Raw genomic sequence first — 17,327 nt, forward strand, 5'->3', positions numbered from 1 at the left:
AACGGTTCGATCACCACCCACGATTCATCAGTCAGCTCATGACGACGCACCACGAACAGACCAACGACGCCGCCACTTTGCGGACACGACCTAGGACCCCTCGTTGCCGCCCCCGCCACCTGGAAGAGGCTCGCTCACATCATCGTTCGGGGACACGGTCCTGCTGGCCCATCGCGGTGACGAGGGTGGAGGATATGTGTGCCAGGGCGGGGTCTGCGGCGATGAAGAACGTCTCGACACCAGCCAGTTCGTGGTTCATACGAGCCATCGGCATTTCGTAGTCCAGGTCGGGAACGCCGCGGACTCCGCGGATGACGACGTCGATTCCGACTCGCCGGCAGTAGTCGACCAGCATGCCGCCCGTGTGGGAGTCGACCGTGACGTTGCTCAAGTCGGTCGCCGCCGCGCGGAGCCGGTCCAGCCGTTCCGCGATGGGGAAGCGGCCGGTCTTGTTCGAGTTGAACATCACGCAGACGACGACCTCGTCGAACAGGAGGGCAGCGCGCCGGAGTACGTCCTGGTGCCCTTGAGTGACCGGGTCGAAGGATCCTGGGAACAGGGCTCGCATGATCGGAAAGAGTAACGCGCAGCCGCCATCGGCAGTGAGGGGCAGCCCACTGCCGAGCGCCCCCAGTCGGGGCGTAGCCCAGCAGTGCGACTGTTCGAGCTCTCTACCGACCTCGCCCAGACGATCTGCCGTCCGAGTCCGCGGCCGCCCATGAGCTGGACAGCTTTCTGGCTGGGCACATGCTCTGGCGCCTGCTCCCTGAGGAGGAGGCACCGGCCGGCCCGTGAGCTGTAGCTCCACGGAGGTCGGTCACGGCGGTCATGCATGACGACATGCGGCCTTCAACGGCCACTACTGGACGCGGACGGTTGCCGTACCTCGCTGTCGTCTCGATGCCTGAACCCAGCAGCCGCCGGCCGTCTGGTCGTCTCGAACGAGCTGAGTGCGCCGCCTCCGCTGATCGCCAGGGCGACCGCGGCCATGGAGACGGCGGGAGATCCCGGCTTCCGCAGCCACGTGCGCGATCGGACGTCCGGCGTCGATCCGCAGACACAAGCGCAGACGTCCTTCGAGGGTCAGCGGTGCGTTCCGATGTCCCCTGCTGGTGGCGTTCCTGGACTCGGCGGCCGCGCGTGGCGTCAGCGTGCGAACTTTTCGATGGCCGCTGGGGTGACGGGGGTGAAGAAGTTGACGAGGTTGCCGTCGGGATCACGGAACAGCAGCGAACGGTTACCCCAGGGCATCGTGGTGGGCTTGGTGACGAAGTCGGTGACGAAGCCGGTCAGGTTGTTGTAAACGCTGTCCACGTCGTCGACGAGGAACTCGGTGATCACGCTGTGGTTGTCCGCCGGGCGGGCAGAGCCCGGGGCGAACAGCGGGACGGTGCGGGTGCTGCCGATCGCGAGGGTGGCGCCCGCGGTCTTGAGTTCGGCGAAGTCTTCGTTGGCCCACGTCGCCTGCGCCCCTGTGGCGCGCTCGTAGAACTCGACGAGGCGCGCTACGTCGCCGGTGATGATGCGGATCGAGATGAAGTCCATGGGAATCTCCTCGGCTGTGCTGGAGGCGTACACGTCGCAGGCTAGGAGAAATAGTGGACAGAATCGGTCCTGTATTCGCGTTAGGCTGCGAACATGCCTCGCCCCACCGGCCGCGTGCTGACACTCCTGGAGCTGCTGCAGTCGGGCGGCACCCGGACTATGGCCGAGCTCGCCGACCGTCTCGGCGTCGAAGGACGCACTGTGCGGCGGTATGTGGACCAGCTGATCGACCTGGACGTGCCCGTGGAGTCGGTGCGCGGCCGCTACGGCGGGTACCGGCTGGCTCCTGGGTACCGCTTGCCTCCGCTCATGCTCAGCGACGACGAGGCGCTGGCCGTGCTGCTCGGCCTGATCGCCGGCCGCCGGGCAGGGCTGACGACGACGGAGCGCACGGCGAACGAGACGGCGTCGGCGAAGATCCGGCGGGTGCTGCCCAAGCACATCGCCCGTCGGCTCGACACACTCCTGGAAGCTCTCGCCTTCACGGACCGGCCCGGCGAGTTCGGCACCCCGGACGCCGGGGTCCTGCTCACCATCGCCGATGCGGTGCGCCACCGCCGACCGGTCTCGATCCGCTACACCGACCGTGGCGGACGGCCCAGCGAACGCACACTGCACGCGTACGGGATCGTCGCCCATGCGGGCCGGTGGTACGTCACGGGCAAGGACGCCCAGATCGGCGAGGACCGAACCTTCCGGCTCGATCGCATCGCAGACGCGCGGACCCTGCCCGGCTCATTCGAAGCGCCCGTGGGTCCCGCTCCCGCACAGCGCGTGTTGTCAGGATTCGCCACGGCCGGGTACCGGCATGAGGTGACCTTGCGGATCCACGGGACAGTTGAGCAGATCCGCGCCCACCTTCCCGTCAGCGTCGCGAGCCTGGAGGAGCACGAGCCCGCGGCCGGCGAGGACCGGGCGACCGAGCGCTGGCTGCGCGTCGAGCTGCGGGCGGAGCGGCTCGACTGGTTGCCGCCGGTACTCGCGGCACTCGACCAACCGTTCGTCATCGAGCGCCCCGATGAACTCCGCGACCTCGTCATCGCGCTCGCCGATCGCCTCACGTCCTGTGCCCGGCGAGCCTGACAGCGAGGAACCGATGTCATGAGATGGCACAGCGGTGGCCGTCTTGTTCTCTTCCCTCGTCGCAGCGATGGCCTTTGACGTCCCCGCCGGACGGCGGCGTTCAGATCGGCAGGGGTTGGGAAGGCGGGTCGGCAAGGGTCACGCACCGCAGTCCGATCAGGAAGTCCGCACCATGGCAGACACCACACAAGCGACAGCCGTCCCCGGCTGGGTCCTGAAGTTCATGGACGCCATCGACACCCTGGAGTTCGGCGAGGGCTTCGCGCCACTGACCGACAACACCGACATGTACTTCGGCACCGCGCACATCCACGGCGTCGAGGCCATCAAGGAGTTCTTCGTCAAGATCGACGCGCCGCTGGTCATCAGCCATGAGGTACTGGAGTTCTGGACCGCGGGCGACGGCGTCCGTCTGCTGCGCGGTGAGGCGGTCATGGCCAAGAAGAGCGAACCGGAGCGGGTGGTGCGCGCCCCCTTCATGCACATTTTCTACCTCGACCGGGAGGAGCCGGTGCGCATCCGGACGATCCGGGTCACCGCGGGCCCGCTGCAGACCGACGCCGTGATGTGACCCGGCCCAGGGCAAGGCCCCCGCGAGGTCACGGCTTGCTCGACCAACTGGGCCTGGACCGCTACGCCCACTGCCTCCAGGACTATGGCGCCCCATCGGATGGCGCCTCGCGCTCCAGCACCCCGAGTGGATCTCCGCACTCGTCACCCAGAACGGCTACGGCTACGGCAACGGCAACGAGGACGGTTTCGTCGAGTCGTTCTGGACCGACGTCTGGGCCTACGGGGCGAACCCCGGCCCTGACACCGAACCCGCCGTCCGCGCCGCGCTGGGCGTCGACGCCATCCGCTGGCAGTACCTGCACGGCGTGCCCGAACCGAGCCTGGTCAGCCCGGACACCTGGGAGCACGAATTCGCCCTCGTCTCTCGCGAGGGCAACGACGAAATCTTCGGCCCGGCGGGCGCGCGGGCCTTCGCCCGCGACGCCAAGGACGCGGAGGTGCACCTGATCAACGGCGGACCCTACTGAGCCGAGCGACAACACCCCATGGATCGCTCATGTGAGGATCCAACTGCTTCGTCAAGCTGGGCGGCTTTCACCGTGGGTCCCCGCTGTTTCCCGCCGGTTCCACTCATCGAGCCTGATCTTCACTTGGTGGTTGTGTTCTGCGTGCCAGATGACTTCACCCGCAACCGAGGCGCCCACGGCGGGAAGCTCCATGTGATGCGGCATGGCGGTGATCTCTGCGAGACCAACCGCATTGGGCACGTCGTCGAGTACGAGAAAGACCCCGAACGGGGGGCGCGCGACCACTTGTCCGCTGACCCTGGATCCGATCGGCAGGGCGGCGACGGTTGCGGCCCAGTTCCGAATAATCGCGTCCGGGTCTGGTGCGCGGGAGGGGCCTGGCCCACTGCTCTCGGACATGGGCTCATCATGGCGAGCGCGACGGCAGCTGTCGAGGGACGTTCGGACGTTCTCCCGTTCGAACCTGCGCACTCGGCTCCGGCGGCCGTTGCGTTCGAGGCGTTGGTAGCCTCAACGGCATGGCTGCACCAGGAGCGACGTGAGGTATCCGAGCATCCAGCAGTTGCAGCTGTTCCTGCTCCTCGCCGAGGAGTTGCACTTCGGGCGGGCGGCGCGGCGGGCGTTCATGGCGCAGCCGACGTTCTCGCGGCACATCACCGCTCTGGAGGAGCGGCTGGGTGTCGCCGTGGTGGATCGGACAACGCGCAGGGTCGCGTTGAGCGCGGCGGGTGAGGCGCTCGTGGGGCGGGCCCGGACCGTGGTGGAGGCGGCCGAGGAGCTGCGCCGCGAGGCGGAGAACCAGGCCAACGCGGCCGCCGGCCGGATCGTGATCGGCTCGCTGGAGGCGATCACCTCGATGGACCCGGTCCCGGCCGTCCTGGAGGAACTGCGGGAGAACTTCCCGCAGGTGGAGGTCGACGTCGTCCGCATGGGCTTCGACGCCGGCCCGGCGATCCTGCGGGGCGAGGTCGACGCGGCGTTCCTGTTTCTGCCCGTGCCCGACGGCGTCCAGACCCTGGCCCTGGCCGGCGGCCCGCGCTGTGTGGCGATGGCCGATGGTCACCCTCTTGCCTCCCGGGACGCGCTGACCCTCGCGGACCTCGCCGACCAGCCCCGCATCGGCTGGTCGGCGCAGGTCCCGAAGGTGTTCCGGGACTTCTGGTCCGCCGACCCGCGACCGGACGGCACCTCCGTGCGGTACAGCGCGCACGCCATCGTCGACTACGAGAGCGCCCTGCCGCTGATCGCCATGGGGCAGGGCATCCAGCTGCCGCCGGACGCGACCCGCTGGCTCTACCCGCGCCGCGGGGTGTCGTACGTCGACGTCACCGACCTCGAACCCTGGACGGCCGCACTGGGCTGGCTGCCGAGCCGCCGGGACGAGCCGCTCGTCGCGGCCCTGCGGCAGGCGGCCCAGCGTGTTCTGCGCCCGCACCAGGCCGTGCATCGGAAGTGGACCCTGGGGCATGAATGATCGAAATTCATGGCGCGGGGAGAGCTCACTGAACCGGCCTACGCGACCCTGACCACGTACTTGCCCCGGACACCGCCCGCCTCCAGCGCCCGGTGGGCCGCCGCGGTCTCCTCCAGGGGGAAGACCGTGTCCACCGCGGGGCTCAGCTTCCCCTCGACCACATGGCGAGCGAGGTCGTCCAAGTGCGCCCGCTCGGGGTCGCCGCTGAAGAAGCGCACCCGGCCGTGTCCGTGGACCGTGCTGGCAGCGAGGTAGCCGAGCGACGCAGCGGGCCGTTTCAGGTCGAAGGCGATGGTGACCATGCGCCCGCCGGGATTCAGCAGACCGCGGAAGGCCCGCAGTTCGGTCCCCGCGGTGTCCAGGACCACGTCGAAGCGGCCCAGTTCCCCCGGCCGCACGATCCGGTGGTCGACGGCCTTGTGCGCGCCGAGCCCGCGGACGAAGTCGAGGTTGGCCGCCCGGGCGAGGGCCGTGACCTCGGCGCCGTACGCCCGTCCGAGCTGAACGGCGGCGTTGCCGACGCCGCCCGCCGCGCCCCGGACGAGGAGTCGTTCGCCGGGGCGCAGCCCGGCCTTGTCCCGCAGGGCGGTGACGGCCGTGGTGGCCACCGGCAGCGCGGCGGCCTCGATCAGATCCAGTCCGTCAGGGACCCGGCCGATCCGCTCGGCAGGCACGGTCACGTACTCGGCGGCGCTGCCGAACCCGGAGGTGCGGCCCAGGACCCCCCATACGCGGTCGCCATCCACCAGCCGTGCGGCTCCGGCACCCGATGCGGCGACCTCGCCGGTGAAGTCCAAGCCGACCCGCTGGGGGAATCTCCGGCCGGTCACGAGGCGGACGCGGCCGGCACGGGCTGCCAGTTCCCCGCCGTTGACGCTGAACGCGTGCACCTTCACCAGCACCTCGCCGGCGGCCGGCTCGGGGCGTGGCACGCGGTCCAGGTACAGCACATCGGGGCCGCCGTAGCGGTCGTAGAGCACTGCCTTCATCATGCGGTGGTTCATCGTTCCGCCTTTGCCGCCGGTGGTCGTACAAGGACTGACGCCGACGGTAGGCTCCTAAGTGGACGCAATCGTCCGTTTGGGCCGAAGCGAGAGGCAGTGATGGTGGAATCCTCTCGGATCGCAGCCCAGGACGGGCTGCGGGCCGACGCCCGGCGCAACCGGGAGCGCGTGCTCGCCGCCGCCCGTGCGGTCTTCGCGGAGCACGGGATCGACGCCCCGATGGCGACCGTGGCGCGTCGGGCCGGAGTCGGCGTGGCGACGCTGTACCGGCATTTCCCGACCCGGGACGCCCTGGTGCGGGGCGCGTTCGCGCAGCAGATGGACACCTGTTTGCGGGCGCTCACCGAGGCTCTGGCCGCCCCTGACCCGTGGCAGGGATTCCAGCAGCTGATCGAGACGGTCTGCGCTCTGCAACGGGAGGAACGCGGGTTCCCGGCCGCGTTCGTCGCGGCCTTCCCGGAAAGCACGTCGGAACACGCGCGGTCCCGGCGACGAGCCGAGCGGGACTTCACCACCCTGGTACGCAGGGCTCAGGCGTCAGGCGCCCTGCGGGCCGACTTTCACCCTTCCGACCTCGCCGTGGTCCTGTTGGCACACTGCGCTCTGGTGACCGCCCTACCGGGTGACGATGCGGCGTCCCGGCGCCTGGTGGCCTACCTGCTCCAGTCGTTCCGCGCCGACACGGCCAACGAGCCGCTGCCTCCGCCGGCCGCGCTGACACTGCGCAGTCTCCCGATCGCGGCTGACGATCCCCAGCGGCAGCGGGCCCCCAGAGCCTGACTCGACTCGACACGGCACCCGCCGCGGGGCGCGTCGAGTCCGGCACCCCCCTTCGCAACAGACCCTGGTGGCCACCAGAAGGCCCCTGACCGGCACTCCCGGTGCGACAACCGTTTACAACCGCGTCCCTCGGCGCTAACTTCCGCAACAAGCGGGGTGGGAGCGCTCCCATAACGGTGGACCGGAACCCGCCCTGAAGTCGCTCCCACCCCGCGCATCCGCACCCGCATCCCCACACACGCATCCGCAGGCCCGTATCCCGAGAAACGGATGATGCTGTCATGATCCTGACAAAAGCGCCGGGGAGACTCCCGATGCGCCGATTAACACTCCCCACCCGGGCCAGGTCCCTCTTCCTCGTCATGCTCTCCCTGCTCGTCACGGTCCCGGCCCTCGGTCTGGTCATGACGGCCGGTGGCGAGGCGGAGGCCCACGGCACGCCCATGAAGCCCGGCAGCCGTACCTTCCTGTGCTGGCAGGACGGTCTGACCGACACCGGTGAGATCAAGCCGGTCAACCCGGCCTGCCGCAATGCCCAGCAGGTCAGCGGCACCACGCCGTTCTACAACTGGTTCTCGGTGCTCCGCTCGGACGGCGCCGGCCGCACCCGGGGCTTCGTGCCGGACGGCGAGCTGTGCAGCGGCGGCAACGCCAACTTCACCGGGTTCAACACCCCCGGCAAGGACTGGCCGCTCACCCATCTCACCTCGGGGGCGACGGTCGACTTCTCGTACAACGCCTGGGCGGCGCACCCGGGTTGGTTCTACGTCTACATCACCAAGGACGGCTTCGACCCGGCCAAGACCCTCACCTGGAACGACATGGAGGAACGGCCGTTCCTGAGCGTCGACCACCCGCCGCTGAACGGCTCCCCGGGCACGGTCGAGGCCAACTACTCCTGGACGGGCAAGCTCCCGGCAAACAAGGACGGCCGCCACATCATCTACATGGTCTGGCAGCGCTCGGACAGCCAGGAGACCTTCTACTCCTGCTCCGACATCGTCTTCGACGGCGGCAACGGCGAGGTGACCGGCATCAAGGAGCCTGGCAACCCGTCCGAGCCGGTGCCCGGCACCTGCACGGCCACCCGCAAGACGACCGGCAGCTGGAACGGCGGCTACCAGTCCGAGGTGACCGTCACCAACACCGGCACCGTCCCGATGCTCGGCTGGATGGTCGACTGGAACCTCCCCGCCGGCCACAGGATCGAGAGCTTGTGGAGCGGCAACGCGACCTACAACGGCCAGTCGGTGATGGTCCACAACGCCGGCTGGAACGGCTCCCTCGCCCCGGGCAGGAGCACGACCTTCGGCTATACCGCCACGGCTCCGGGCGGTGACAGTACGACGAGCCTGCCCTGCCGGGTGGGCTGAACCGTCACTCCGGGCGGGCCCGGTGACCGGTGAGCCCCGGTCGTCGGGCCCGTTGCCGGGCCTGTTGCCGGGTGACGGCACCCGCCCGGGTCATGTGTGGTCGGCCGTGGCCAGGAGGCGGTGCAGGGCGGCCCGGGCCGGTGGGCGCCACGTCGACTTGCCGCCGGGGCGGCCGTGGTCTCCGGCGTGTCCGACGGCCAGGCAGGCGAGGGCACGCGCGACGGCCAAGCCCCGGGCGCGGCGCCGGGTCGCGGGGTCCGCGGCCGGGCGGTAGAGGTCGTAGAAGCGGTCGGCTACGCCGTCCGGCAGCAGGGTCCAGGCGGCGGCGAGATGGCAGGCGGGGTCGCCGGCGCAGAGGTCGCCGAAGTCGATCACACCGCGGAAGGTGCCGTCGGCGGTGAGGACGTCGGCCGCGTGCAGGTCGGCGTGGAGCCAGACCGACGGGCCCGTCCAGTCGGGCGCGGCGAGGGCGTCGTCCAGGATCGCGCGGACCGGCTCCGGGTCCGGGAGCAGGCCCAGCTCCGTGGCCGTCTCGAGGTGGTGGGCGAACCCCTCGGCGTACTCGGACAACGGCCCGCCGCGGCCCCGGCCCACGGGCGCGTCCTCGGGGGCGGGGCGGTGCAGAGCCGTCAGGAAGGCGGCCAGGGCCTCGGCCGATTCCGCGGCACGGGCGGCGGGGCGCGGTCGGCCGGGGCACCCCGCACTCAGGTGGTGACGATCCAGGCGTACGGAAGCGGTCGGAGGGCTCACCGAGGCGCTGCGGGACCGGAACCTCCAGGGGCAGACGCGGGGCGGGCACGGGGAGCCAGGTGTGCTCCTTGCGCATCAGCACGTCCGCGGAGTTCGTCGCCCAGGGCAGCCGCACGGCCAGGTCGTCACCGAGGCGCCAGAGCTGGTTGTCCCAGCCGCGCGCACCGAGTCGCAGCGGGCGATCGGCCAGGTCGGGGTGCTGGTCGCGCAGCAGTTCCCGAATCAGTTCCGGCGTGATCTCGATCTCGTGTGGGTCATGCGGGGCAACGCCAGCCGGGCGGCGGCACGGAGGGGTGCGAGTGGCCGGAAATCGCGGGGGCGCCGACCGGGCCGGACCGTCCGCACCATATGTCGCTTATATCCAGGTGTGCGATTCTGTTGTGTGGGTGCCCTGCCGCTCAGTCGCGGCGTGGATCCGCCGTGTCGTCGTCGCCTGAGTTCCGGGGACTCCCACCTGCCGGTGGCTGCGGCATGGACGGGAGGTGGATGCGGACATGCCCCATTACGGCGATGCCCGGGCCGCGGTTCCCGGTCTTCGGGCGCCGGGGAACGGGAGCACCGGTCCGCCTCGTCCCGCGCCGGAGCTCGCCGCGCGGGAACGGGTTCTGGCGTTCGCGGGGGTGGCGCTGGCGGCGGTGTACGTGCGGGGCGAGGACGGTACGGAACTCCGCTCGGTGGAATCGGCCGGCGCCGGGCCGGAGCGGTACGGGCTGCCGGGGCGTGTGCCGGTTGCGGAGGAGTCATCCAGGACGGAGCCGAGCCGCACCCCGCGCGGGGCATCGGGGCCACCCGGGCCGGAGCAGAGCAGCACCCCACCCCGGCCGGAATCACGCTCAGCTGCCCCAACACCCTCCGGCTCGCCCCCGCCCCTGGCTCACCCGGCCACCCCACGCCACTCCCCCGCGCCCGGCTCGGCGCCGGCCCCGCCCCTGGCCTCACCCGGAGTCCCGCCCGGGGCCGCAGACGGAGCGGTGGCCATCGCCAAGGCCTTTCGGACCGGGCGGGCCCTGTGGCTCGGGGGTGTGGTGTTCGCCGGCCGGGAGGAGGGCGGGGCCACCGCCGCGCCGCTCGGGGCGTTGCCGCTGGGGGCCGCGGGTGGATGGCTGGGGTGTCTTGTCGTGGTGGGAGAGGCCGGGGAGGGCTTCGGGGCCGAGCAGCGGGAGTTCCTGGAGCGGTATGCCGAAGCGGTCGCCGGGCGGCTCCGGGGCGAGGCCGACCGGTGCGCCCCCTCACCCCTGCTGGATTCGGCGCTGCGCGCCATGGGCGTCGGATCCTTCGCCCTGACGCCGGGCACCGGCCTGGTCGAGACGGACCAGGCCCTGCTCGAACTCGTCGGCATCCCCGAGAACGGCTTCGACGGCAAGACCGACACCCTGCTCTCGTGCAGCGTCCCGGAGGACGTCCCCGCCCTGCTGTCGGTGATCGAACCGTCCGCGCAGACCCCCGGCCGCCGGGAACTGGAGTTCCGGATCCGCCGGCCCACCGGCGAACTGTGCTGGCTGCGCCTGAACTGCCGCGTGCGGAAGGGGCCCGAGGGCGCTCCGGAGCGGGTGCTCGGCGTGGTGACCGCCGCCCCCGTGCTGCGCCGCAGCGCCAGTGACGTCGCCCGGATCCAGTGGCTGACGGCCGCGCTCGACGACGCCGTGACGGTCCGGGACGTCAGCCGTGTGGTGGTCGCCGCGCTGCGCGAGCCGCTGGACGCCGACCGGGTGGCGCTCGCCGAGCTGCTGGAGGACCGGCTGGCGGTCACCGTGCTCGATCCGCCGGGTGCCGGCGCCTGGCCGGAACTGTGGCGTGCCGAGTGGCGCTCGGAGTGGCCCGATGCGCCGGTCGCCGCCCTGCCCACGCTCCAGGCGGCGCTGCGGGACGGGCGGATGAGCCTGTGGCCGGCGGGTGCCGTGCTGGAACCCGGGCTCGACGGGATCGGCCCCGGCGGGCTCGCGGTCCTGCCGCTGCCGGCCAAGAGCAGGGTGACGGGGGTGTGCCTGGTCGGCTGGGACACACCGCACGAGTTCGCCCCCGAGGAGCGGGCCCTGCTGACGGCGACGGCGGGGCTGGTGGGGCAGGCCCTGAAGCGCGCGCACGCCTACGACGCCGAGCAGGAGCTCGCGACGATGCTCCAGCGCAGCCTGTTGCCGCGCCGGCTGCCCCGGCTGCCCGGGGGCACCGCCGTGGCCCGCTATCTGCCCGCCCGGCGCGGGCTGCAAGTGGGTGGCGACTGGTACGACGTGATCGCGCTGTCGGAGGGGAAGGTGGCCCTGGTCATCGGCGATGTGCAGGGGCACAGCGCAGGGGCCGCGACGATCATGGGCCAGATGCGTACGGCGGTCCGCGCCTACGCCGTGGAGGGACATCCTCCGGACGTCGTCGTCGGACACGCCAACCGGCTGCTCGTCGGCATGGAGACCGATCTGTTCGCCACCTGCTGCTATGTCGAACTGGACATGGAGGAGGGCAACGCGCTGTTCGTGCGGGCCGGGCATCTGTCCCCGCTGGTGCGGCTTCCGGACGGCGGCACCGAGGAGATCGCGGTGGAGGGCGGGCTCCCGCTGGGCGTCCTAGCGGACGCGGAGTTCCCGCTGACGGCGCTCGCCCTGGCCCCGGGCTCGGTGCTCGCGCTGGTGACGGACGGTCTGGTCGAGTCGGCCGATCTGCAGGTGGACGAGGGCATGCGGCTCGTGCGCGAGGCACTCGCCGCGGCCGACCCCGCCGACCCGGGGCGGATGGCCGACGATCTGCTGGGCGACGCCGGCCGCCGCGAGGACGACGTGGCGTTGCTGCTGCTGCGCTACGACGGGATGCGGGTCCGGCCGGTGCGGGCGGGCTGGGTGGTGTGGCGGCTGCCGGACGCGGTCATGCACGCCCGCCGGTTCAGCGCGCGCACGCTGCGCTCGTGGGACATCGTGGCCGAGGCGGACACCGTCCTGCTGGTGGTGTCGGAACTGGTCACCAACGCGCTGGTGCACACACAGGGCGCGGTCCGGGTGGACCTGACCCTGGCCGCGGACCGGTTGCGGGTGACCGTGAGCGACTCCTCGCCGCGCGCGCCCGCCAAGCCGGTGGTGGTGGACTGGGAGTCGACGGGCGGCCGTGGGCTCTTCCTGGTCGAGGCGATGTCGACGGCCTGGGGTTCGGTGCCGGTCGGCGGCGGCAAGCAGGTGTGGAGCGAGATCGTCGTGTCCCGGCCGGATCCGGAACAGGAACCGGAACCGGAACCCGAGCAGGGAGCGGAACCGCCGCGGGTCGAGCCGGAGCGGGTGCCGGAACCGGTCCGGACCTGGGACCGCGGCTGGGGCCTGGTCCGCGACCGCGGCTGGGGCATGGGCCGCAACCGCGACCGGAACAAGGCCAGGAACGGACCCGCGGACCCACCCCCGGGCCGCCGACTCCGCGGCCGGAACAGGGACCGGGACGAGACGCCGGACCCGAACCCGGGCCGCCGAGACCGTAGCCGGAGCAGGAACCGGGACCAGACTCCGGACCCGAACCCGAGCGGACCCCGCGACCGCGACCGCGACCCTGACCGGAACAGGCACAGCGACCGGAACCCGGAGCCGACCCCGAGCCGGAACCCGGACCCGACCCCCGATCAGGGCCCCACGCCGACCGATGAAGGAGGTCCGCCGTGAGAGGGCGCAGATGGCGTGTGTTCGTCGCGCTGATGGCCGGTGTCCTGGCCGCATCCCTGGCCGGCTGTACCGACAGCGGCGAACAGGGCGACGACAGCCTGACCCTCGGCCTGCTGCTGCCGAGCCGCGCGGTGCCCCGCTGGGAGCAGTCCGACAAGCCCCTGATCGAGAAGCGGGTGAAGGAGCTGTGCCCCGAGTGCTCGGTGGTGTACGCCAACGCCGAGAACGACGCGGCGAGCCAGCGGCAGCAGATGAACTCCATGATCACCAGGGGAGTCTCCGCCCTGATCCTGGACGTCGTGGATCCCAAGGCGCTGCGTTCCTCGGTCCGGGCGGCGGACCGCGAGGGCATCCCCGTGGTCGCCTACGACCGCCTCGCCGAGGGCCCGATCTCGGGTTTCGTCAGTTTCAACGGCGACCAGGTCGGCCGGCTCCAGGGCCAGGACCTGCTGAAGGGCATGGGAGCCAGGGCCGACGGCGGCGGCATCGTCATGATGAACGGCGATCCCTCCAGCCCCAACGCCGCCTGGTACGAGAACGGGTCCCGGTCCGTCCTCCGGGACAAGGTGCGGATCCTCAAGTCGTACAGCACCCTGGGGTGGCGCACGGAGAACGCGCACGACCACATGTCCGCCGCGATCAGCGACCTCGGCCCGAACCAGATCGACGGGGTGCTGGCGGCCAACGACTCGATCGCCGCCGGTGTCATCGCGGCGCTCAAGAGCGCCCGTGTCTCGCCGCTGCCCCCGGTCACCGGCCAGGACGCCGATCTCGACGCCGTGCGGCGCATCGTCGAGGGCGAGCAGTACATGACCGTCTACAAGCCCTTCCGGCTGGAGACCGAGGCGGCCGCCGCGATGGCCGTCGCCCTGGCGCGCGGCAACGACCTGGACGCCCTCGTCACGCGGACCGTGGACAGCCCGACCGAACAGGACGTCCCGGCGGTGCTGCTCCGCCCGATCGCCGTGACGGCCGAGACCATCGGGCAGACGCTCGTCCGGGACGGCGTCTACACGATCGACCAGATCTGCACCCCGAAGCTCCGGCCGGCCTGTGACCGGATCGGGCTCACCCGGTGAGGGACGTGATTCCCCGTGGCCCATCCCCCTGTTCTGGCGTTGCGCGGCATCTCCAAGCGGTTCGGCGGCGTACAGGCGCTCGTCGACGTCGATCTGCAGGTCCGGGCCGGTGAGGTCGTGGCCCTGGCGGGCGACAACGGCGCCGGCAAGTCCACGCTGATCAAGGTGATCTCGGGCGTCAGCCCCGCCGACCGGGGCGTCATCGAGTGGGAGGGGCGGCTCGTGCAGATCAAACGCCCGCACGACGCCCACGCCCTGGGCATCGCGACCGTGTACCAGGACCTCGCCATGTGCGACAACCTGGACGTCGTGGGGAATCTCTTCCTCGGCCGTGAGATCGACCGGGTCGGTGTCCTCGACGAGGTGGAGATGGAGCGCCGCTCCCGTGATCTGATGCGCGCCCTGTCGATCCGGATCCCCGATGTGCGGGTGCCGGTCGCGGCGCTGTCCGCCGGTCAGCGACAGGCCGTCGCGATCTCCCGCTCCCTCATGGGAGCACCCAAGGTCCTGCTCCTCGACGAGCCCACCGCCGCCCTGGGCGTGGAGCAGACCAGCCATCTGCTCGACCTCATCGAGGAGGTGCGCGACCGCGGGATGGCGATCATCCTGATCAGTCACAACATGGGCGACATCAAGGCCGTCGCGGACCGGGTCGCCGTGCTGCGGCTCGGGCGCAACAACGGTCTGTTCGACGTGAGCACCGTGACGCAGGAGCAGATCATCTCCTCCGTGACCGGGGCCGCGGACAACGCCGTGGCGCATCGTTCGAAGGGCGACGAGGGGGCGTGGCCGTGAGCCGGGGCGGGCCGCACCGGGACGGCGGGCCGGGCAGCGCCGGTCCGGTCGCGCCCGACCGCGGACCCCGTACCCGGGGCTGGTCCGGCAATCTGCGCGAGTACGCCCTGGAGGTGCGCGGCAGTGTGCGCGACGGCGAGCGCGGGCCGCTGCTGGTCATCGCCGGGCTGATCGTGATCTGGTGCGTCTTCCAGGGCCTTGACGACAAGTTCCTCTCGCCGCGCAACCTGTCCAACCTCGGCGTGGGCATCGTCGGGACCGGTCTGGTCGCCGTCGGCATCGTGTTCGTGCTGCTGATCCGGGAGATCGATCTGTCGGTCGGCTCCGTCAGCGGCCTGGCGGGGGCCTCGTTCGCCGTGCTGAACGTGAACCAGGGGGTACCGGAGTGGCTCGCGGTGATCGTGGCGGTGGCGGTGGGCATGGCCGTGGGCGCCTTCCACGGGTTCTTCTTCGCCTCGCTCGGCGTGCCCGCGTTCGTCGTGACGCTGGCGGGCCTGCTGATCTGGAACGGCCTGACGCTCTACCTGCTGGGCGCGAGCGGCACGATCAACATCGACGAGGAGGGTCTGGTCGCCTCGCTGACCAGCCGCCACTTCGAGGACGACGCGGCGGCCTACACGGTCGCGGCGCTCGGCACGGCCGGGTACTTCCTGGCCGCCCGCCGTAAGCGCGCCCGCCATCTGGCCGCCGGGATGCCGCACCGGCCGGCGGGTGACGTCTGGCTGCGCACCGCTCTTCTCGCGGGGATCGCCTTCGCCGCGGCCCACACCCTCAACCGGTTCCAGGGGCTGCCGCTCGCGCTGCTGATCTTCCTGGTGGTCCTGGTCCTCTCGGACTACGTGCTGCGCCGCACCCGCTACGGGCGGCGGGTGTACGCGCTCGGTGGCGGGGTCGAGGCGGCGCGGCGGGCGGGCATCGGGGTGGAGCGGGTGCGGGTCGCGATGTTCATGGTGTCGGGGACGCTGGCCGCGTTCGGCGGGCTGTTCGTGGCCTCGGAGCTGACCTCGGCGAGCCCCACGACGGCCCGTGCCGCCGGTTCGGGGATGCTGCTGATCAACGCGATCGCGGCGGCCGTCATCGGCGGTACGAGTCTGTTCGGCGGGCGCGGCTCGCCCTGGTCGGTGCTGCTCGGGGTGCTGGTGATCCAGTCGATCGCCTCGGGCATGGGGCTGCTGGGCGTCGAGGACGCGGTGCAGTTCATGATCACCGGTGGGGTGCTGCTGGCCGCCGTGGCGGCCGACGCGCTCTCCAGACGCGGGGAGGCCCGCCGGGGCCGTCCATAGCCACCCCTTTTATCCTGATATGCCTAAGAAATGGCAAAGGTGGGTAGGCGCGGGATTGTCATGAAACGCAGCCGCTTCGTCCAGACGGCCATGGCAGCCACGGCCGTCATCGGCCTCGTTCTCGCCGGATGCGGTGACACGGACCAGCCCGGCGGCGAGCAGGCCGACCTCAAGGTGCTCGCGATGGACGCGCCCCAGGTGCAGACCCTCAAGAAGCTCACCAAGGAGCACTTCACCGAGGAGACCGGCATCACGGTCGACTACACCCTGCTGCCGGAGAACGAGGCGCGGGAGCGGATGAACCGCGAGTTCGCGACGCAGGCCGGCAACTACGACGTGGCGAGCCTCAGCGCCTACGAGGTGCCGATCTACGCGAACAACGGCTGGCTCGCCCCGCTGGACTCCTATGTGAAGGCGGACGAGGACTTCGACCAGGACGACGTCTTCCCCAATCTGGTGGAGTCGCTGACCGGGCGGGACGGCAAGGTCTACGCCGAGCCCTTCTACGGCGAGGGCTCCTTCCTGATGTACCGCAAGGACCTCTTCCGCAAGGACGGGCTGGTCATGCCGCCGAACCCGACCTGGAAGCAGGTCGCCGACCTCGCCGCCCGGGTCGACGGCACCGACGGCACCAGCGGCATCTGTCTGCGCGGCCTGCCCGGCTGGGGCCAGAACCTCGCCCCGATCAACACGGTCGTCAACACCTTCGGCGGCGCCTGGTACGACATGGACTGGAACGCCCGCCTGACGTCACCCGAGTTCAGGAAGGCCGTCGGCTTCTACGTCGACCTGCTCCGCTCCCACGGCCAGCCCGGCGCCGACCGGATGGGCGTGCTGGAGATCCTGGACCGCTTCGTCGAGGGCAAGTGCGCCATGATGTACGACGCCACGTCGCTGGCCTCGTCGATCGAGGCCGACGGTTCCTCGGTCAAGGGCAAGGTGGGCTACGTCCCGGCCCCGCACGACAGGACCGACAGGGCCGGCTGGCTGTGGACCTGGGCGTGGGGCGTCCAGAAGGCCTCCGACGACAAGGACGCCGCCTGGGAGTTCATCTCCTGGGCCTCCTCCAAGGAGTACCAGGAGCAGGTCGGCCAGGAGATGGGCTGGACCTCGGCGCCCGCCGGGAACCGCAAGTCGCTCTACTCCAATCCCGAGTACCAGCAGGCTGCCGGCGCCTGGTACCGGCAGGAGTACACGGCGGCGACGGATTCCGCCGACCCGAAGAGCCCCGGCGTCGGCCCCCGCCCGTACACCGGCATCGGCTTCCTGGGCATCCCCGAGTTCGCCGTGCTCGGCACGGCGGTCTCCCAGCAGATCGCCTCGGCCATCGCCGGGCAGCAGTCGGTGGACACGGCGCTGGACAAGGCGCAGGACCTCGCCCAGGCCGCGGCGGCGAAGTACCGGGGTGAGTGAGCCGGCGGTCAGCGCTGCCGGAGAGCTCCGGCACTACGACCGGCAAGGCCTGTTCCCCCTCCGCCTCCCGGGCGGGAGG

Annotated in this window: 13 protein-coding genes and 3 pseudogenes; 11 read left to right on the top strand and 5 right to left on the bottom strand. The window is 71.2% G+C overall.

Features of this window, described 5'->3' with window-relative positions:
• Positions 1 to 139: 139 nt before the first annotated feature.
• Together coaD and ACFT32_RS37575 are read right to left on the bottom strand one after the other, a co-directional pair.
• Entirely contained in the window at positions 140 to 568 is a 429-nt protein-coding gene (gene coaD / locus ACFT32_RS37570; RefSeq protein ID WP_382498149.1) for a pantetheine-phosphate adenylyltransferase, read from the bottom strand.
• Positions 569 to 1,146: 578 nt separating this feature from the next.
• Positions 1,147 to 1,545 carry a glyoxalase/bleomycin resistance/extradiol dioxygenase family protein gene (locus ACFT32_RS37575; protein WP_097283160.1) on the bottom strand — a complete coding sequence of 133 codons (399 nt, stop codon included), beginning with the start codon at positions 1,543 to 1,545 and terminating at the stop codon, positions 1,147 to 1,149.
• Positions 1,546 to 1,638: 93 nt separating this feature from the next.
• On the opposite strand from ACFT32_RS37575, the gene ACFT32_RS37580 reads away from it, so the two are divergent.
• The 3 genes and pseudogenes from ACFT32_RS37580 to ACFT32_RS37590 all read left to right on the top strand — a co-directional run.
• Positions 1,639 to 2,628, top strand: a complete 990-nt coding sequence (locus tag ACFT32_RS37580; RefSeq protein ID WP_382498150.1) for a helix-turn-helix transcriptional regulator — start codon at positions 1,639 to 1,641, stop codon at positions 2,626 to 2,628.
• Positions 2,629 to 2,800: 172 nt separating this feature from the next.
• Positions 2,801 to 3,199, top strand: coding sequence for a nuclear transport factor 2 family protein (locus ACFT32_RS37585; protein WP_382498151.1), 399 nt, complete (start codon positions 2,801 to 2,803; stop codon positions 3,197 to 3,199).
• A gap of 32 nt (positions 3,200 to 3,231) precedes the next feature.
• Positions 3,232 to 3,665 (top strand): annotated as a pseudogene (locus ACFT32_RS37590) (alpha/beta fold hydrolase); the annotation flags it as partial.
• Between the two features lie 54 nt (positions 3,666 to 3,719).
• Here the strand turns inward: ACFT32_RS37590 and ACFT32_RS37595 are convergent.
• Positions 3,720 to 4,067, bottom strand: a complete 348-nt coding sequence (locus tag ACFT32_RS37595) for a hypothetical protein (protein ID WP_382498153.1) — start codon at positions 4,065 to 4,067, stop codon at positions 3,720 to 3,722.
• 139 nt (positions 4,068 to 4,206) lie between these two features.
• Between ACFT32_RS37595 and ACFT32_RS37600 the strand changes: the two genes are divergently transcribed.
• The gene (locus ACFT32_RS37600; RefSeq protein WP_382498155.1) at positions 4,207 to 5,142 is read left to right on the top strand and encodes a LysR family transcriptional regulator; all 936 of its coding nucleotides are present in this window, start codon (positions 4,207 to 4,209) and stop codon (positions 5,140 to 5,142) included.
• Between the two features lie 38 nt (positions 5,143 to 5,180).
• On the opposite strand, the gene ACFT32_RS37605 is transcribed toward ACFT32_RS37600, so the two are convergent.
• Positions 5,181 to 6,146 carry an NAD(P)-dependent alcohol dehydrogenase gene (locus ACFT32_RS37605; RefSeq protein ID WP_382498157.1) on the bottom strand — a complete coding sequence of 322 codons (966 nt, stop codon included), beginning with the start codon at positions 6,144 to 6,146 and terminating at the stop codon, positions 5,181 to 5,183.
• Between the two features lie 99 nt (positions 6,147 to 6,245).
• Here ACFT32_RS37605 and ACFT32_RS37610 point away from each other — a divergent pair, with 99 nt between their 5' ends.
• Positions 6,246 to 6,926: a TetR/AcrR family transcriptional regulator gene (locus tag ACFT32_RS37610; RefSeq protein WP_382498159.1), complete on the top strand. Its 681-nt coding sequence runs from the start codon at positions 6,246 to 6,248 to the stop codon at positions 6,924 to 6,926.
• A 314-nt stretch (positions 6,927 to 7,240) separates the two neighbouring features.
• The gene (locus ACFT32_RS37615) at positions 7,241 to 8,299 is read left to right on the top strand and encodes a lytic polysaccharide monooxygenase (protein WP_382498161.1); all 1,059 of its coding nucleotides are present in this window, start codon (positions 7,241 to 7,243) and stop codon (positions 8,297 to 8,299) included.
• A gap of 90 nt (positions 8,300 to 8,389) precedes the next feature.
• On the opposite strand, the pseudogene ACFT32_RS37620 reads toward ACFT32_RS37615, so the two are convergent.
• Positions 8,390 to 9,293: pseudogene (locus tag ACFT32_RS37620) on the bottom strand (aminoglycoside phosphotransferase family protein).
• 250 nt (positions 9,294 to 9,543) lie between these two features.
• On the opposite strand from ACFT32_RS37620, the pseudogene ACFT32_RS37625 reads away from it, so the two are divergent.
• From ACFT32_RS37625 to ACFT32_RS37645, 5 genes and pseudogenes are all read left to right on the top strand, one after another.
• Positions 9,544 to 12,243 (top strand): annotated as a pseudogene (locus ACFT32_RS37625) (SpoIIE family protein phosphatase); the annotation flags it as partial.
• A gap of 431 nt (positions 12,244 to 12,674) precedes the next feature.
• Positions 12,675 to 13,757: a substrate-binding domain-containing protein gene (locus tag ACFT32_RS37630; RefSeq protein WP_382498163.1), complete on the top strand. Its 1,083-nt coding sequence runs from the start codon at positions 12,675 to 12,677 to the stop codon at positions 13,755 to 13,757.
• A gap of 15 nt (positions 13,758 to 13,772) precedes the next feature.
• Positions 13,773 to 14,552, top strand: coding sequence for an ATP-binding cassette domain-containing protein (locus tag ACFT32_RS37635; protein WP_382498164.1), 780 nt, complete (start codon positions 13,773 to 13,775; stop codon positions 14,550 to 14,552).
• The gene (locus ACFT32_RS37640; protein ID WP_382498166.1) at positions 14,543 to 15,835 is read left to right on the top strand and encodes a sugar ABC transporter permease; all 1,293 of its coding nucleotides are present in this window, start codon (positions 14,543 to 14,545) and stop codon (positions 15,833 to 15,835) included. The genes ACFT32_RS37635 and ACFT32_RS37640 overlap by 10 nt, the downstream gene beginning before the upstream one ends.
• A 60-nt stretch (positions 15,836 to 15,895) precedes the next feature.
• Positions 15,896 to 17,248: an ABC transporter substrate-binding protein gene (locus ACFT32_RS37645; protein WP_382498168.1), complete on the top strand. Its 1,353-nt coding sequence runs from the start codon at positions 15,896 to 15,898 to the stop codon at positions 17,246 to 17,248.
• Positions 17,249 to 17,327 lie beyond the last annotated feature (79 nt).

This window comes from Streptomyces sp. NPDC057002 (assembly GCF_042673825.1).
GTDB lineage: Bacteria > Actinomycetota > Actinomycetes > Streptomycetales > Streptomycetaceae > Streptomyces.

Excerpts from the sequence above, each read along its gene's own strand:
- ACFT32_RS37605 (WP_382498157.1), bottom strand. The coding sequence starts at position 6,146 with ATGAACCACCGCATGATGAAGGCAGTGCTCTACGACCGCTACGGCGGC.
- ACFT32_RS37645 (WP_382498168.1), top strand. The coding sequence starts at position 15,896 with ATGAAACGCAGCCGCTTCGTCCAGACGGCCATGGCAGCCACGGCCGTC.
- ACFT32_RS37585 (WP_382498151.1), top strand. The coding sequence starts at position 2,801 with ATGGCAGACACCACACAAGCGACAGCCGTCCCCGGCTGGGTCCTGAAG.
- ACFT32_RS37575 (WP_097283160.1), bottom strand. The coding sequence starts at position 1,545 with ATGGACTTCATCTCGATCCGCATCATCACCGGCGACGTAGCGCGCCTC.
- ACFT32_RS37580 (WP_382498150.1), top strand. The coding sequence starts at position 1,639 with ATGCCTCGCCCCACCGGCCGCGTGCTGACACTCCTGGAGCTGCTGCAG.
- ACFT32_RS37595 (WP_382498153.1), bottom strand. The coding sequence starts at position 4,067 with ATGTCCGAGAGCAGTGGGCCAGGCCCCTCCCGCGCACCAGACCCGGAC.
- coaD (WP_382498149.1), bottom strand. The coding sequence starts at position 568 with ATGCGAGCCCTGTTCCCAGGATCCTTCGACCCGGTCACTCAAGGGCAC.
- ACFT32_RS37615 (WP_382498161.1), top strand. The coding sequence starts at position 7,241 with ATGCGCCGATTAACACTCCCCACCCGGGCCAGGTCCCTCTTCCTCGTC.
- ACFT32_RS37610 (WP_382498159.1), top strand. The coding sequence starts at position 6,246 with ATGGTGGAATCCTCTCGGATCGCAGCCCAGGACGGGCTGCGGGCCGAC.